The 15,548-nt window shown below is 67.6% G+C and carries 16 protein-coding genes; 10 read left to right on the top strand and 6 right to left on the bottom strand.

Annotation, left to right across the window (positions count from 1 at the left end; all coding sequences use genetic code 11):
- The 10 genes from bchM to LHP98_RS01460 all read left to right on the top strand — a co-directional run bounded on the left by bchM (nucleotide 1) and on the right by LHP98_RS01460 (nucleotide 7,518).
- Nucleotides 1–669, top strand: coding sequence for a magnesium protoporphyrin IX methyltransferase (gene bchM, locus LHP98_RS01505; RefSeq protein WP_227250732.1), 669 nt, complete (start codon nucleotides 1–3; stop codon nucleotides 667–669).
- On the top strand, nucleotides 666–2,105 hold the full coding sequence (locus tag LHP98_RS01500; protein WP_227250731.1) for a PucC family protein: 1,440 nt from the start codon (nucleotides 666–668) through the stop codon (nucleotides 2,103–2,105). The genes bchM and LHP98_RS01500 overlap by 4 nt, the downstream gene beginning before the upstream one ends.
- A 15-nt stretch (nucleotides 2,106–2,120) precedes the next feature.
- The gene (puhA, locus tag LHP98_RS01495; protein ID WP_227250730.1) at nucleotides 2,121–2,891 is read left to right on the top strand and encodes a photosynthetic reaction center subunit H; all 771 of its coding nucleotides are present in this window, start codon (nucleotides 2,121–2,123) and stop codon (nucleotides 2,889–2,891) included.
- Nucleotides 2,892–2,966: 75 nt separating this feature from the next.
- A complete protein-coding gene (puhB, locus tag LHP98_RS01490) occupies nucleotides 2,967–3,620 on the top strand; it encodes a photosynthetic complex putative assembly protein PuhB (protein ID WP_227250729.1) in 654 nt (217 codons plus the stop codon).
- Between the two features lie 12 nt (nucleotides 3,621–3,632).
- The gene (gene puhC, locus LHP98_RS01485; RefSeq protein WP_227250728.1) at nucleotides 3,633–4,115 is read left to right on the top strand and encodes a photosynthetic complex assembly protein PuhC; all 483 of its coding nucleotides are present in this window, start codon (nucleotides 3,633–3,635) and stop codon (nucleotides 4,113–4,115) included.
- 13 nt (nucleotides 4,116–4,128) lie between these two features.
- Nucleotides 4,129–4,425, top strand: coding sequence for a hypothetical protein (locus LHP98_RS01480; protein ID WP_227250727.1), 297 nt, complete (start codon nucleotides 4,129–4,131; stop codon nucleotides 4,423–4,425).
- Nucleotides 4,422–5,522, top strand: coding sequence for a magnesium-protoporphyrin IX monomethyl ester (oxidative) cyclase (gene acsF / locus LHP98_RS01475; protein ID WP_227250726.1), 1,101 nt, complete (start codon nucleotides 4,422–4,424; stop codon nucleotides 5,520–5,522). Before LHP98_RS01480 ends, acsF begins: the two co-directional genes overlap by 4 nt.
- 97 nt (nucleotides 5,523–5,619) lie before the next feature.
- On the top strand, nucleotides 5,620–6,465 hold the full coding sequence (puhE, locus tag LHP98_RS01470; RefSeq protein ID WP_227250725.1) for a putative photosynthetic complex assembly protein PuhE: 846 nt from the start codon (nucleotides 5,620–5,622) through the stop codon (nucleotides 6,463–6,465).
- Nucleotides 6,466–6,698: 233 nt separating this feature from the next.
- Nucleotides 6,699–7,163 carry a c-type cytochrome gene (locus LHP98_RS01465; protein WP_227250724.1) on the top strand — a complete coding sequence of 155 codons (465 nt, stop codon included), beginning with the start codon at nucleotides 6,699–6,701 and terminating at the stop codon, nucleotides 7,161–7,163.
- Nucleotides 7,164–7,320: 157 nt separating this feature from the next.
- On the top strand, nucleotides 7,321–7,518 hold the full coding sequence (locus LHP98_RS01460; RefSeq protein WP_227250723.1) for a hypothetical protein: 198 nt from the start codon (nucleotides 7,321–7,323) through the stop codon (nucleotides 7,516–7,518).
- A 7-nt stretch (nucleotides 7,519–7,525) separates the two neighbouring features.
- On the opposite strand, the gene LHP98_RS01455 is transcribed toward LHP98_RS01460, so the two are convergent.
- The 6 genes from LHP98_RS01455 to xsc are packed head-to-tail and all read right to left on the bottom strand — an operon-like array spanning nucleotide 7,526 to nucleotide 15,533.
- The gene (locus LHP98_RS01455) at nucleotides 7,526–8,398 is read right to left on the bottom strand and encodes a dimethyl sulfoxide reductase anchor subunit family protein (RefSeq protein WP_227250722.1); all 873 of its coding nucleotides are present in this window, start codon (nucleotides 8,396–8,398) and stop codon (nucleotides 7,526–7,528) included.
- Nucleotides 8,398–9,132 carry a 4Fe-4S dicluster domain-containing protein gene (locus LHP98_RS01450; RefSeq protein ID WP_227250721.1) on the bottom strand — a complete coding sequence of 245 codons (735 nt, stop codon included), beginning with the start codon at nucleotides 9,130–9,132 and terminating at the stop codon, nucleotides 8,398–8,400. Before LHP98_RS01450 ends, LHP98_RS01455 begins: the two co-directional genes overlap by 1 nt.
- Complete coding sequence (locus LHP98_RS01445) at nucleotides 9,129–11,933, bottom strand: molybdopterin-dependent oxidoreductase (protein ID WP_227250720.1); 2,805 nt, start codon at nucleotides 11,931–11,933, stop codon at nucleotides 9,129–9,131. Before LHP98_RS01445 ends, LHP98_RS01450 begins: the two co-directional genes overlap by 4 nt.
- Nucleotides 11,930–13,021 carry an acetate/propionate family kinase gene (locus LHP98_RS01440; RefSeq protein ID WP_227250719.1) on the bottom strand — a complete coding sequence of 364 codons (1,092 nt, stop codon included), beginning with the start codon at nucleotides 13,019–13,021 and terminating at the stop codon, nucleotides 11,930–11,932. The genes LHP98_RS01445 and LHP98_RS01440 overlap by 4 nt, the downstream gene beginning before the upstream one ends.
- Complete coding sequence (locus LHP98_RS01435; RefSeq protein ID WP_227250718.1) at nucleotides 13,021–13,761, bottom strand: sulfite exporter TauE/SafE family protein; 741 nt, start codon at nucleotides 13,759–13,761, stop codon at nucleotides 13,021–13,023. The genes LHP98_RS01440 and LHP98_RS01435 overlap by 1 nt, the downstream gene beginning before the upstream one ends.
- A complete protein-coding gene (gene xsc / locus LHP98_RS01430) occupies nucleotides 13,761–15,533 on the bottom strand; it encodes a sulfoacetaldehyde acetyltransferase (protein WP_227250717.1) in 1,773 nt (590 codons plus the stop codon). Before xsc ends, LHP98_RS01435 begins: the two co-directional genes overlap by 1 nt.
- Between the last annotated feature and the right edge of the window lie 15 nt (nucleotides 15,534–15,548).

The raw sequence follows: 15,548 nt of genomic DNA, 5'->3' as shown, positions 1-15,548 counted from the left end.
ATGACCGACTACTCCACCACACGGCAAAGGGTTGAAGAATACTTCGACCGTTCCGCCACCAAGGTGTGGGAGCGGCTGACCTCGGACGCCAAGGTCAGCCGGATCCGCCAGACCGTTCGCGAAGGCCGCGACCGGATGCGCGCGATCATGCTGGCGCGACTGCCCGAAGACCTGACCGGCGCGCGGGTGCTGGATGCCGGCTGCGGCACCGGGCTGATGACGCAGGAACTGGCGGCGCGTGGCGCCGATGTGGTGGCGGTGGACATCTCGCCGCAACTGATTGCCATTGCCGAGGACCGGCTCTCCGGCGCGCATCGCCCGCAGGTGACCTTCCACGCCGGCGACATGACCGACGACCGGCTGGGCCGTTTCGACTATGTCGTGGCGATGGACAGCCTGATCTACTATCGCGCCCCCGACATCGGCCAGATCCTGACCCGCCTTGGCCGCCGCACCGGCCAGGCCATCGTCTTCACCGTCGCCCCGCGCACACCGTTCCTGATGGCGTTCTGGACGCTGGGCAAGGCCTTCCCGCGCACCGACCGCTCGCCGGTGATGATCCCGCATTCCTTCCCGACGCTGGCGCGCCACGCCGGCGACAGCCTGACACGGGTGGAGCGGGTCAGCCGCGGCTTCTACATCAGCGAATGCCTGGAGTATCGGCCATGATCCTGGGCCGGAAACAGATCCAGACGCTGGGCGCAGGTTGGATGCCCTTTGCGGATGCGGCGTCCGAAGGGCTGCCGGCCAGCCAGCTCGTGCGGCTGGGCCTGTTCCAGGTTTCCGTCGGCATGGCACAGGTTCTGATGCTGGGCACGCTGAACCGGGTGATGATCGTCGAACTCAGCATCCCGGCCATGCTGGTGGCCGCGATGATCGCCATCCCGGTGCTGGTGGCGCCGTTCCGCGCCCTTCTGGGCCACCGCTCGGACACCCACCGCTCGGCGATCGGCTGGAAGCGCATTCCCTATCTGTGGTTCGGCTCGCTGTGGCAGATGGGCGGCCTTGCGATCATGCCCTTCGCGCTGATCGTGCTGTCCGGCGACCAGACCCTCGGCCCGCTCTGGGCGGGCGAAGTCCTTGCCGCGCTGGCGTTCCTGATGACCGGCCTGGGCATGCACATGACCCAGACTGCCGGTCTGGCGCTGGCCTCGGACCGCGCGGATGATGCGACACGACCCCGCGTGGTCGCTCTGTTGTACATCATGTATCTTCTGGGCATGGGCATCTCGGCCATCATCGTCGGCTGGCTGCTGCGCGACTATGACCCGCTCACCCTGGTCAAGGTGGTGCAGGGCTGTGGTGCGGCAACCCTGGTGCTGAACGTCATCGCGCTGTGGAAGCAGGAAAAGGTCCGGCCGATGACCAAGGCCGAGCGGGCCGAGCCGCGGCCGCGCTTCGCCGACGCCTGGGCCGACCTGATGGCGGGCGGCACTGCGGGCCGGCTTCTGGCCGTGGTGGTGCTGGGCACCCTGGGCTTCAACATGCAGGACGTCCTGCTGGAACCCTATGGCGGCGAGATCCTTGGCCTTTCGGTCAGCCAGACCACGCTCTTGACCGCTGCCTGGGCGTCGGGTGCGCTGGTCGGCTTCATTCTCTCGGCACGCTCGCTGATGCGCGGGCTTGATCCGTTCCGGCTGGCCGCGCGCGGCGTGCTGATCGGCATCGCAGCCTTCTCGGCGGTGGTCTTCGCCGCCCCCACCCACAGCGCGGCGCTGTTCTACACCGGCGCCGTCGGCATCGGCTTCGGCGGCGGCCTCTTCGGCATCGCCACCCTGACCGCAGCCATGGCGCTGCACAGCCAATCCGTCAGCTCGGGCATCGCTCTTGGTGCCTGGGGCGCGGCCCAGGCCTCCGCGGCAGGCCTTGCGATCTTCATCGGCGGCACCCTGCGTGACGTCGTCTCCCACTTTGCCATGGCCGGCGGCTTTGGCACTGGCCTTGAAGACCCCTCCCTCGGCTATTCCTTCGTCTATCATGCCGAGATCGGTCTTCTCTTCATCACCCTCGCCATTCTCGGACCGCTGGTCCGGCTGGCACCCCTTCCCACCACCAAACCGGTATCCGACGCAGGCACGCTTCGCCTCGCCGAATTCCCAACCTGAAACCCGGAGGACGAAATGGTTGGCGTAAACTTCTTTGGCGACTTCGATCTGGCGGCACTGGCCATCTGGTCGTTCTGGGGCTTCTTCGCCCTTCTGGTCTACTATCTGCAGACCGAGAACATGCGCGAAGGCTACCCGCTGGAAATGGAGGACGGCACCGTCGCTCCGAACCAGGGCATGTTCCCGGTGCCCTCGCCGAAAACCTTCAAGCTGCCGAACGGCCGCGGCAACCTGACCGTGCCGTCGGAAGAGAACGAGGCTGCCCACCGCCGCACCGATCTGGCGCTGGCGCGCACCGCGGTCTCGGAGGGCTTCCCGCATGCCCCGACCGGCAATCCGCTGGTTGATGGCGTCGGCCCCGCGTCCTGGGTTCCGCGCCGGGATGAGCCGGAACTGGACGCGCACGGCCACAACAAGATCGTGCCGATGGCGCTGGCCAAGGGCTTCAACGTCACCGCCGGGCGTGACCCGCGCGGGCTGCCGGTGCAGGCCGCCGACATGGAAGTCGTGGGCCGCGTGACCGAGCTTTGGGTGGACGTGCCGGAACAGATGGTGCGCTACCTGGAAATCGAACTGAACTCGGGCAAGAAGAAGATCGTGCCGCTCACGCTGGCCCGGATCTGGGCCGACCGCGTGCGCGTCATGGGCATCGCCTCGGACAGCTTCGAGAACATCCCGGCGCTGAAATCCTCGACCGAGATCACCAAGCTGGAAGAAGACAAGGTCTCGGCCTATGTGGCCGGCGGCTGGCTCTACGACGCCGAAAAGCGCAAGGGTCCGTTCTGACGGCCTGAATACCCTGACGGACGCGGCCCAGCGCCCGGGGCCGCGCCTTTCACCCCAAGTAAACAGGAGGTCTGCATGTCAGACCACGACGACTTTGCTGTCGAGCCTATCAGGGGGTTGCCGGAACGGCCCCCGGTCGGCGAAGAAATCCTCTGGCAGGGTCACCCTGCGACCTATGCCTTGTTGCGAGACGCCTACAAACTGCACTGGATCGCCTTCTACTTCGTGATCGTGGTCTTGTGGCGCGGCACCGTGGCCTGGGGCGACGGCGGCGCCATGAAGGCGCTGGCGATCGGAATTCCCTATGCCGTGCTCGGCGTCTGCTCGCTGGGCCTGCTCTGGCTTGTGGCCTTTGCCCAGGCCCGCACGGCCGTCTACACGCTGACCACCGCCCGCGTGGTGATGCGCATCGGCGCGGCCTTGCCGGTGACCTTCAACTTCCCCTTCGCGCAGGTGACGGCCGCGCATCTGGCCCAGCGCCGCGACGGCACCGGCACCATCGCGCTGGAACTGACCAGCCAGCGGCGCATGGGCTACCTGACGCTTTGGCCGCATGTCCGGCCCGGCTACCTGCGGTCGCCGCAACCGGCGATGCGCTGCATCCCCGAGGCCGCCGCGGTGGCCAGGATGCTGGCCGAGGCGGCGGAAACCCGCATGGCGCGGCCGGTGATCTCGCGTCGCGAGGACGTCTCCGCTGCGTCGGCCACTGCCGAAGTCGCGGCGGGATAAGGGGGCACCGTCATGGAAACCAAAGCTGACTTTTCCCGTCCTGTCGTGGCCCCTGCCAAGCAGCCCGCCAAGAACAAGGAGATGATTCCCACCTTCCTGGTGCGCCTGATGTTCGGGATGGTCCTGTTCACGCTGGTGATCGTCTCCTGGGCCGTGTTCACCGGTCGCGAGCCTGTTGGCCAACCCGAAGCCGCCGCCGTGCTGCAGGAAAAATGGATCGTGCTGGAAGGCAAGGATGCCCAGCATGTCGTCGTGCGCGACGCCGATGGGACCCTGCTTCAGGACCTGCCCGACGGGGGTTTCGTCACCGTCATCCAGGCCGGGCTGAACACCGAGCGCCGCAAGCACGGCATCGACCCGCTGAAACCTGTCCGCATCGTCGAATATGCCAACCACCGGCTGGTCGCCGAAGACCCGGAAACCGGCTGGAGCGTCGAGCTCTACGCCTTCGGCATCGACAACGAGGCCGCCTTTCGCAAACTTCTGGGCATGTAGGGGGCACCGGGTCATGGGTCTGTTCACCAGGGAAATCGAACGGGTGCCCTGCACCGTCGAAGTCTCGCACCGCTTCGAAAGTCTGCACGCGCACGTCCGCTTCAACAATGGCGCGGTCGTGCATCCGGGGGACGAGGTTCTTGTCCATGGCGCGCCGGTTGTGGCCGCCTATGGTCAACTCGTCGTCGAAGACCGCATCGCCACGATCACCCGCGCCTCGACCATCGGGCGCTGGTGGACCAGGGCGACCGGAGATCTGGAATTCATGGAACTCTGCGAATTCTCCTTCTCGGATGAGGTGACGGTATGAGAGACACGTCCCACGACACATCGCACGGAGAACTGCACGCCGAGCTTTCGGGCAACTTCGACACCACTGCGATGGCGACCGAAACCACGTTGCTGAACCCGCGGTTCTATACCACCGATTTCGACGAGATGGACCGCATCGACGTGACCCCGGTCCGCAAGGACTGGGACGCGCTGATCGCGCAGATGAAGTCGGACCCGAACCGGGGCCACTTCAAGAAGACGGCCGACTGGGACCAGGTCGATTGGGACGGGATGGACCCGCACCTGCGGGCGGAATTCATCGACTTCCTGGTCAGCTCCTGCACCGCCGAATTCTCGGGCTGCGTGCTCTACAAGGAAATGAAGCGGCGCGGCAACAACCCCGACATCTGCGAGCTGTTCAGCTACATGAGCCGGGACGAGGCGCGCCACGCCGGTTTCATCAACGACGCGCTGCGCGAGGCAGGCGTGGCGGTGAACCTGGGCTTCCTGACCAAGGCCAAGAAATACACCTACTTCCGGCCGAAGTTCATCTACTACGCCACCTACCTGAGCGAAAAGATCGGCTACGCCCGCTATATCACCATCTTCCGCCACCTGGAGGCCAACCCGCAGCACCGCTTCCACCCGATCTTCAAGTGGTTCAAGGAATGGTGCAACGACGAGTTCAGCCATGGCGAGGCCTTTGCCCTGCTGATGCGCACCGATCCCAAGATCACCGAGACCTGGGCGGCGCGGATGTGGATCCGCTTCTTCCTGGTGGCCGTCTATTCCACCATGTGGGTGCGCGACCATGCCCGCAAGGACTTCCATCGCGCCCTTGGCGTCGACATCGACTGGTATGACCAGGAGGTCTACCGCAAGACCAGCGCCATCGCGCGGCAGGTCTTCCCGGTCGAGATCGACATCGACCATCCGCGCTGGATTCCCAACCTGCGGCGGATGAACGAGGCCTTCATCGCCATGGATCAAGGCCGCAAGCAAGGCGGCTTCGGCGGCTGGGTCGTCGGCAAGCTTGCCGCGATCAAGGCGGCGCGCGCCTTCGCGGCGCTCTACTTCATCCCGGTCATTCGCACCACTCCGCCGGCTTCGGTCCGGCTGGAGCCGTCGTATTGACCCGGTGTCCTGATACCGCTGTTCCGGCAGCGGGTGGTCGTGCGGGATGGGCGCGTCCCGTCGGCCAGTGCGGCCCCTCCTTCCGGGGGGGCCGCACATGACCAATCCAACGATCGTGGTCCTGACCACCATCTTCGTCTGGTGGTTCTCGACCGGCGCGATCCTGTGGCGCGTGCGCCATGCCGACCGGCTGGGCCATGAGGCCCATCTGCTTTCGGTGTTCTTTGCCCTGCCGCTGCTGATCGCCGGCTTCTACGGCCTGCATGTGTCGCTCGACGACACCTCGGTCACCGGCGCTTACGTCGCCTTCCTGTCGGCGCTGTCGGTCTGGGGCTGGTTCGAGGTGGCCTTCCTGTCGGGCGTGATCACCGGCCCGAACACCCAGCCCTGTCCGCCCTTCACCGCGATGTGGGAGCGGTTCCTGCGCGCCACCGGCACCATCCTGTGGCACGAACTGGCACTGATCCTGACGCTGGTGGCGATCAGCCTCGTCGCCTGGGGCGCCGTCAACGAATACGGGCTCTGGACCTTTGTCATCCTGTTCTTCGCCCGCATCTCGGCCAAGCTGAACCTGTTCTTCGGCGTGCCGCGCATCCATACCGAGTTCCTGCCGCGGCCGCTGTCGCATCTTGCCAGCCACTTCCGCCATGCCACGATGAACTGGGTCTTCCCGGTCTCGATCACCGCGCTCAGCTTCGCCATTGCCTGCTGGCTGGAACGCGCGATCTCGGCCGAAACCGAGGCCGGCGTGGTTGGCTACATGCTGCTGTCCACCCTGACGGCGCTGGCGCTGCTCGAGCACTGGTTCATGGTGGTGCCGCTGCCCGACCAGAAGCTGTGGCGCTGGATGCTGCCCGAGGCGGTGCCCAAGGCCCGCAAGAGCCGGTCGTCGCCCGCCACCGCGGGCAAGACAGCCGATGCCGTTCCCACCGCAAGGAACTGACCAGATGCCTGTCGGTGCCTGTCTCTCGGCCCGCCCAGGGCGACGATACCGTCCTCGGGCCGTCCCCGGGACGTGTTCGGGCCTTCGGTGGGCGCTTTCGCACAGCGCGGTCCCGACCAGGGATCGGATCAGCCCTGGAATCGGCGAAAAATGACCAATCCGCGCCATTCTGACCCCTTGCCTTTTTCCGGGCAAAGGTCATTGCTTCATTCGTCAAGAACCTGGAGGACCCCATGAGACTGACCGTTACCGCCCTTGCCCTTGGCTTCGCCTTCGCCGCCGGCCCTTCGCTGGCCCAGGATGTTGAAGCTGGCGCCAAGGTCTTCAACAAATGCCAGACATGCCACATGGTCGTGGCGCCCGATGGCACCGTGCTGGCTGGCAAGGCCGGCAAGACCGGCCCGAATCTCTATGGCATCAATGGCCGGGCAGTCGCCACCTATCCGGACTTCGCCTATGGCGACGGCATCCTGGCCGTCGGCGCCACCGGTCTGGTCTGGACCGAAGCCGATTTCATCGTCTACACCGCCGACCCGGCCAAGTTCCTGAAGGAAAAGTCGGGCGACACCAAGGCCAAGACCAAGATGACCTTCAAGCTGCCGAAGGAACAGGAAGCCAAGGACGTCTGGGCCTTCCTGACCTCGCTCGCCCCGGCCCCCGCGCCGGCCGCCGACGCCGCCGCCGCACCGTCGAACTGATCGACCGGTCTTCCGCGACGGCCTGCACCATCAATCGCCGCCCCGGGCTTGGCTCTGGGGCGGCGTTTGCATTTTCCTGCGGCACCGCACGGTAACCGCCCGTTAAGCGACTTCGGCCAGTCTCCTCGCAGCCTGTTCCCTGCCCTGGAGGAAACCGATGCGCCCCCTGACCTTCGTCGCGGCCCCCGCCGATGAGCTTGCCGATGTTCGCGCCCAGATCGCCCGCCTTCGCTCGCGCGAGGTGGCGCTTTCGGCGCAGCTTCTGCTGACGCCGCTGGCGCCGCTGCGCAGCCCCCGGCCCGGCTGGCCGATCCAGCGCCAGATGCCGGCCGAAACCCCGCACACCCGGCACTGACCGCGCCTCAGCGCCGTCCGTAGTACAGGCCGACGACATGCTCGGCCTCGGCGAAGAACAGCCAACGCGCGGCGAAGGCGCCCGCCAGGTGCACGGCCGTGGCCAGAACCGCAGCCACCGGCGCGGGCAGCGCCGCCAGAATCGCCGCCGGCAACAGGCAGGCCAGCACCACCGCAAGAACCCGCAACTTGGCGGCATGGCGGCGGCCGACAACGAAGATCATTTCCCGCGTCAGGTAGTTCGGCCCGCTGTGCGGCAGTTCAAAGACCGCGGGCGCTCCCAGCCGGTCCAACCCCGTGGCGCTGCCCAGCGTCGCACCGCGCGCCGCAAAGGCCCCGTCGCCGCGCTGGAACGCCGCAACCAGCAGCCCGGCCAGAATGGCGCACAGGCCCAGGGCCCAGGGCAGCCGCACCGTCACGATCGCGCCGCCCAGGGCCGCAAAGGCCAGAAACAGCGCCGGCGTGATCCAGTGGTTCCAGCGCGGCACCGTCCTCAACTGGGCATAGATCATGCCGGTGCACAGCACCGCCAGCGCGGCCAGCGCAGCCCCCAGGCCGCCGAGGATCCTGGGCAGGCCCCAGCCGAAGACATCCGACATCGCCGTCGGCGCCAGCACCAGCAGCGCCGCAACCGAGGCCCAGGCCTCGCGGCTCAGCCAGCTGGTGCGCCATTGGCTGAAGGCCCGCCAGGCCCGCTGCGGATTGCCCAGGTGGAAGGTCGATGCGCCAAGACCGCCCACCGCCAGCGCATAGCCCAGGCCCCAGGCGAAGGCGGCCGCCCAGCCGGCCAGCGGCAGCGCACCCAGCCCCAGCACTGCCAGCACCCCGAAGCCCAACCCCGACAGCACCGTGAACAGGATGACCGAGGGCGCAGGGTGCATCAGATCTTCCCCAGCATCCGGTCCAGCCAGCCGGCCAGGCCGGTGGCCTGCACATCGACCAGCGGCACCAGCGGCGCGACTCCGGCCGCCCCTTTCCGGCGCGGCGGCAGGTAGCGGTTGACCGGTTTCGTCTCCATCTCGGGCATCAGCGCATAGCCCTCGCGCTCGGCCACCAGCCGCGACACCGCACTGCCGGGGTCGGAGAGGTCGCCGAAATGCCGCGCACCGGTCGGGCAGGTGCGCACACAGGCGGGCAACCGGTCCTCGGGCGCCAGGTTGTCATTGTAGATCCGGTCGACGCAAAGGGTGCATTTCTTCATCACCCCTGCCGCCGCATCCATCTCGCGCGCGCCATAGGGGCAGGCCCAGGCGCACAGCCCGCAGCCGATGCAGGCGTCTTCGTTCACCAGCACGATCCCGTCTTCGGCCCGCTTGAAGCTGGCGCCGGTCGGGCAGACGGTGACGCAAGGCGCCACCTCGCAATGCAGGCAGGACCGGGGGAAGTTCACCACCACCGACGCCCCCTCGGGCGGCTGCATCTGATAGGCATGCACCCGGTTCAGGAAGACCCCCGAAGGGTCCGCCCCATAGGGGTCCTGGTCCGACAAGGGCACGCCGTAGCCCTGGTCGTTCCAGCCCTTGCAGGCGGTCACACAGGCCTGACAGCCGACGCATGTGTCCAGGTCGATGACCAGGCCCAGCTTTCTTGCGGTGGTTTCCGGCAAGGCGGTCACGCTGCCCCCCCGCGCCCGAATTTTCGTCGAAAATTCGCCCCCCGCCCCGCACCCGCGCGCGGCGGGTCGGGCAGCACCGGGAACTGCGGCTCGGCCAGGGCGCGTGGCCCCACCCGTTCGATCCGCACCTTCTGGTCGAACCAGGCCGCCTGACCTGTCACCGGATCGGAATTCGAAATCCGGTGCGCGCCCGGCAGCACCTCGGAAATCAGGTGGTTCAGCAAGAACCCCTCGACGGCCTCTGGGGCCTCCGGATCCAGCGCCCAGGCGCCGCGCCGCTTGCCGATGGCGTTCCAGGTCCAGACCGTGTGCGGATTCAGCGCCGCCATATGCGCCACTGGCACCACGATCTCGCCGGTCGGGCTGGTCACCCGGGCATAGTCGCCCTCGGCGAATCCCTGAGCTTCCCAGATCGCCGTCGGCAGATAGAGGGCGTTCTTGCCGCGGATCTGCCGCAGCCAGGCGTTCTGGCTGCCCCAGCTGTGATACATGTCCATCGGCCGCTGGGTCAGGGCGTGGACCGGGTATCCCTCGGCCTCGCCCATCGGCGGATACCACACCGGCAGCGGCGCCATCGCGACCCTCAGCCTTTCGCGCAGGTGGTCCGGCGGCTGGCGCGGCCCGTGGCCTTCGGCGGCCAATTGGAACCGCCGCAACGTCTCGGACCAGATGTTGAACAGATAGGGCTGCGGCGTATCATACAGCCCCAGGTCCACGGCCCAGTCCTGGTAGGCCGCGTTCCATGGCTTCATGTAGGCCGCCTCGGACGGCAGGTGGGCCTGATGGAAGCCGCCCGCCGCGATGTAGCGGTCCAGTTGATCCGGGTTCGGCGCCCCCCGCCCCGTCGCCGAGCCATCGGCCCCGCGGAACCCCATCAGCGGCCCCACCCCGGGCCGGCGCTGATGGTTCGCCATGTAATCGGCGTAGTCGCGGAATTTCGGGCGGCCCGCGTCATCGACCATCCCCGGCAGCCCCAGCCGGGCGCCCAGGTCCAGCAGCACCGACTGGAAGCCGCGCACGTCCCGGTCCGGCTCCACCACCGGCCAGCGGATCGAATCCCCCGCCGCGTCGGGTTCGGAAATCGGCCGGTCCAGCAGGCTGATGCAGTCGTGCCGCTCCAGATAGGTCGTGTCGGGCAGGATCAGGTCGGCATAGGCCACCGTCTCGCTGGCATAGGCGTCGGAATAGATGATGCGCGGGATGACGTAGGCGTCGCCCTCTTTCGCGGTCAGCATCTCGATGACCTGGGCGGTGTTCATCGACGAGTTCCAGGCCATGTTGGCCATGTAGAGAAACAGCGTGTCGATCCGGTAGGGGTCGCCCGCCACCGCGTTCGGGATGACCATGTGCATCAGCCCGTGCGCCGACAGCGGCGCGTCCCACGAAAACGCCTTGTCGATGCGGGCGGGGCTGCCATCCTGTCGCAGCGCCAGGTCGGCCGGGCTGCGGACATAGCCCAGGTGCGGGCCGGTCAGCGGCTTGCCGGGGGTGGCGACGAAATGCGGCGTCGGGTGGGCTTCGACCGGCTTCGGGTAGGGCGGCTTCAGCCGATAGCCGCCGGGGGCCTCGACGCTGCCCAGCAGGATTTGCAGCAGGTGCAGCGCGCGGGCGGTCTGGAAGCCGTTGGAATGCGCCGAAATCCCCCGCATGGCATGGAATGATACCGGCCGGCCCTGCATCGTCTCGTGCCGGTTGCCGCGGAAATCGGTCCAGGGCTGCGGGTGCAGAAAGGCCTTGTCAAAGGCCGCCTGCGCCAGTTCGGCGGCCAGGCCGCGGATGCGCGCGGCAGGGATGCCGCACCGTTCGGCCACGGCCTCGGGGGCGTGGTCCGGCCTGAGGTATTCTTCGGCCATCAGCTGAAAGACGGTGCGCTGGCCGTCCCACACCGCGCCAAGATCGGGTTCGGTGTCGCGCCCGTCCCAGGGTGCCGGCTGCCCGTTGCGGCGGTCGATCACGAAGGGCTGGCTTTCGGCGTTCTTCACGAACAGACCCTTCTCCGGGCCTTCGGTGCCGTTCACCAGAAAGCCCGCGTTGGTCCAGCGGGCCAGATAGTCCAGGTCCACCTTGCCCGCCTCCAGCAGGCAATGGATCAGGCTCAGGATCAAGAGTCCGTCGGTGCCCGGGGTGATGCCATACCAGTCGTCGGCCACGGCGGAGTAGCCGGTGCGCACCGGGTTGACGGAAATGACCCGCACGCCGCGTGCCTTGAGCTTGCCGATGCCGATCTTGATCGGGTTGCTGTCGTGATCCTCGGCGACGCCGAACAGCACGAACAACTCGGTCCGCGCCCAGTCGGGCTGGCCGAATTCCCAGAAGGCGCCGCCCATGGTGTAGATGCCGGCGGCGGCCATGTTCACCGAACAAAAGCCGCCGTGCGCGGCATAGTTCGGCGTGCCGAAGGCCTGCGCCCACCAGCCGGTCAGCGACTGGCTCTGGTCGCGACCGGTAAAGAAGGCCAGCCTTTCGGGGGCCGTCTCGCGCAGCGGCCTCAGCCAGGAAACCGCCGTCTCCAGCGCCTCCTCCCAGGTGATCTCCTCGAACGCGCCTGACCCGCGCGGCCCGACGCGGCGCAACGGCGCCCGCAGCCGCGACGGCGCAGTGACCTGCATGATCCCGCTGGCCCCCTTGGCACAAAGCACGCCCTTGTTGATGGGATGGTCGCGGTTGCCGTCGATATAGCTGACCCTGCCGTCCTTGAGGTGGACGTTGATCCCGCAGCGGCAGGCGCACATGTAGCAGGTGGTCTTGCGCACCTCATCCGAGACGGGCGGCGACCTCTCGATCCGCGGCTCTGCCGTCACGCCTCGCTCTCCCTCACCGCGCGCGCCTCAAGGGCAATCTGCCGTTCCTCGTCGGCCGGCACAATGCATATCATGACATGCGAATGTGTTTCATGCAGCATCCGCGCGTTGTGCCGGTTCGCCTCGGGCCGGCAGACCGCTCCGGTCCAGGACAGCCCGTCCAGGATGCGAGCGCGGATCGTGGCGTCGTTCTCGCCGATGCCGCCGGTAAAGACGATGGCATCCAGGCCCTCCATGGCGGCGATCAGACTGCCGGCGTGGCGGATGGCCCAATGGCAGAAGTGGTCCACCGCAAAGGCCGCCTCGCGGGTGCCGGCCGCCTGCAGCGCCCGCATGTCGCTGTGCCCGCCCAGGCCCAGAAGCCCGCTTTCCCGGTTCAGGATGCGCCGCGCGCCATCGATGCCGTGGCGTTCGGCCAGGTCCAGCACTGCCATCGGGTCGATGCTGCCAGAGCGGGTGCCCATGGTCAGCCCGTCGGTCGGCGACCAGCCCATGGTGGTGGCGACCGAGCGTCCGGAACGGATGGCGCAGGCCGAAACCCCATTGCCCAAATGGAACACAAGCAGCCTTTCGAACTGACTATTATCGAACATTCCTTGCATAATTCGAACTATTGCCGCGTAGGACAGGCCGTGAAAGCCATAGCGCCGCAGGCCGCGCGCCCGTTCGGCGGCCGGCAGGGAGTAGGTCACCGCCTCCGGGGCCTGGCTGGCATGGAACGCGGTATCGAAGGACGCATATTGCGGCAGGTCCGGCACCAGGGCCGACACCGCGCGGATGCCGGTCAGGTTGCCGGGGTTGTGCAGCGGCGCCAGCGGCACGCAGGCCTCGATCCCCGCCAGCACCTCGGCGGTCACCCGTTGCGGCGCGGTATAGCGCGCGCCGCCATGCACCACCCGATGCGCCGCCGCCACCAGCGACCCGGCCGACAGCCCCATCCGGCCCAGCCCCTCGGCCATCGCCGCGGCATGGTCCGCCGGCCCGCCGGTGCCGATCCGGTCGATCATCACCCTCGCGGCTTCGGCCAGGTCGGCGTCAAAGGCGACCAGCTTGACCGAGGAAGACCCGGTGTTGACCACCAGCCACATCAGAGCAGCGCCTTGCCCAGGCCCAAGGCCGCCAGCCCGGCCAGCAGCAGGATGGCAAAGCGGCGGAACTCTTGCGGGTCGGTGCCAAAGAAATGCCGCCCGCCCAGCCAGTTGCCCAACACCGTCAGCGGCAGCGCCACCGCTGCGGCCTTCAGCGTGTCCCAGCTGACCAGGCCGTAGATCCAGTAAAGCGGCGCGGAATACAGGTCCAGGATCGGGAAATAGGCAATCAGCGTGGCGCGGAACACCGCCGGCTGCATCGGCTGGGCGGCGAAGAAGGCCACCACCGGCAGGCCGGCCATGCCCGGTGCATTCGCCACGCCCGAGATCACGCCCATCGCGCCATTCACCGGCCCCCGCACCTCGGACCGCATCCGCCAGCCGGCCATCAGCACGCCGCACATCACCAGCACGTAAGCAGCGATCACCGCCCGCGCCGCGTCTTCGGAAATCGCCGTCAGCGCCCAAAGGCCCAAGGGCAGGCCGATCACGGCGCCTGCCATCAGCCAGCCCACCCGGTGCCAGTCCACCGCGTGCCCCGCCCCCTTCCAGGCCTGGGCCGACATGACCATTTCCAGCACCACCACCACGGCGACCAGGTTCAGCGGGTTGGTCACCAGACCCGAAGCCGAGATCACCAGCGCCGAATAGCCAAAGCCGGAATAGCCCCGGATGAAGGCGGCGACCAGAACCGCGACCCCCATCCACAGCGAAGCCCCCAGCCCCAGGTCGAAGGGCATCAGACGACCTGCGGCCGCATGTCCTCGGCGCGAATACCCGCCACCTCGACCGGCTTCTTCATCGCGTCGCGGCGGAAGGGCTCACCCAGTTCCTGGTTGATCAGCGCCTCGATCAGGGTGGTCTTGCCCGCCTTCTGGTCGGCCAGCGCCTGGGTCAGCGCCGCGCGCAGATCGTCCATCGTGCGGGCGACCACGCCCTGCAAGCCGCAGGCCCGGGCGATGCCGGCATAGCTGACCTCGGTGTCCAGTTCGGTGCCGACGAAGTTGTCATCGAACCACAGCGTCGAGTTGCGCTTTTCCGCCCCCCACTGGTAGTTGCGGAAGACGACCATGGTCACGGCAGGCCATTCCGGCCGGCCGATGGCGGTCAGTTCCGTCACCGCGATGCCAAAGGCGCCGTCGCCGGAAAAACCCACGACGGGCGTCTCCGGGCAGGCGATCTTGGCCCCCACGATCGAGGGCAGGCCATAGCCGCAAGGCCCGAACAGCCCCGGCGCCAGGTATTTGCGACCCGCCTCGAAGGTGGGATAGGCGTTGCCGATGGCGCAGTTGTTGCCGATGTCGGACGAGATGATCGCGTCCTTCGGCAGCGCGCTTGAAATCGCGCGCCAGGCCATCCGCGGGCTCATCCAGTCCGGCTTGGCCGCGCGGGCGCGCTGGTTCCAGGTGGTGCCGGGATCGTCCTCTTCGTGGTCCATGCTGGCCAGTTCCTGCGCCCAGCGGCTTTTCGTGGTGGCGATCAGCGCCCGGCGCGCCGCGCGCCCGTCGTCGCCCGCGTCGACCGACAGCCGCGCCAATATCCCCTCGGCCACCTTCCGGGCATCGCCCACGATGCCGACGCTGACCTTCTTGGTCAGCCCGATCCGCGACGGGTTGATGTCGACCTGAATGAGGGTGGCCTCTTTCGGCCAGTAGTCGATGCCATAGCCCGGCAGGGTGGAGAACGGGTTCAGCCTTGAGCCCAGCGCCAGCACCACGTCGGCCTTGCCGATCAGCTCCATCGCCGCCTTGCTGCCGTTATAGCCCAGCGGCCCCGCGAACAGCGGGTGGCTGCCGGGAAAGGCGTCGTTGTGCTGGTAGCCGACGCAGACCGGGGCATCCAGCCGCTCGGCCAGTTTCATGCTGGCCGGGATCGCGCCGCCCAGCACCACGCCGGCGCCGTTCAGGATGACCGGGAAGCGGGCCTTGGACAGCAACTCCGCCGCCTCCTCGACGGCATCCGCACCGCCCGCGGGGCGCTCGAATTCCACGATCCGCGGCAGCTCGATGTCGATCACCTGGGTGAACATGTCGCGCGGCAGGTTGATCTGCGCCGGCGCCCCGGCACGACGGGCGTTGATGATGACGCGGTTCAGCACTTCGGCGATGCGGCTGGGGTCGCGCACCTCTTCCTGATAGGCGACCATGTCCTTGAACAGCGCCATCTGTTCCACTTCCTGGAACCCGCCCTGCCCGATGGTCTTGTTCGCCGCCTGTGGCGTGACCAGAAGCAGCGGCGTATGATTCCAGTAGGCGGTCTTGACCGCGGTGACGAAGTTGGTGATGCCCGGCCCGTTCTGCGCGATCATCATGCACATCTTGCCGGAGGCCCGCGTATAGCCATCGGCCATCATCCCGCCCGACCCTTCATGCGCACAGTCCCAGAAGGTGATGCCGGCGCGGGGGAACAGGTCGGAAATCGGCATGAAGGCCGATCCGATGATGCCAAAGGCATGCGCGATGCCGTGCATCTGCAGCACTTTGACGAAGGCTTCTTCGGTCGTCATCTTCATGGCGCGGGTCTCCAG

Source organism: Rhodobacter sp. Har01 (genome assembly GCF_020564565.1).
Taxonomy (GTDB): Bacteria; Pseudomonadota; Alphaproteobacteria; order Rhodobacterales; family Rhodobacteraceae; genus Pseudogemmobacter.
This window is presented reverse-complemented; position numbering and strand designations above follow the sequence as displayed.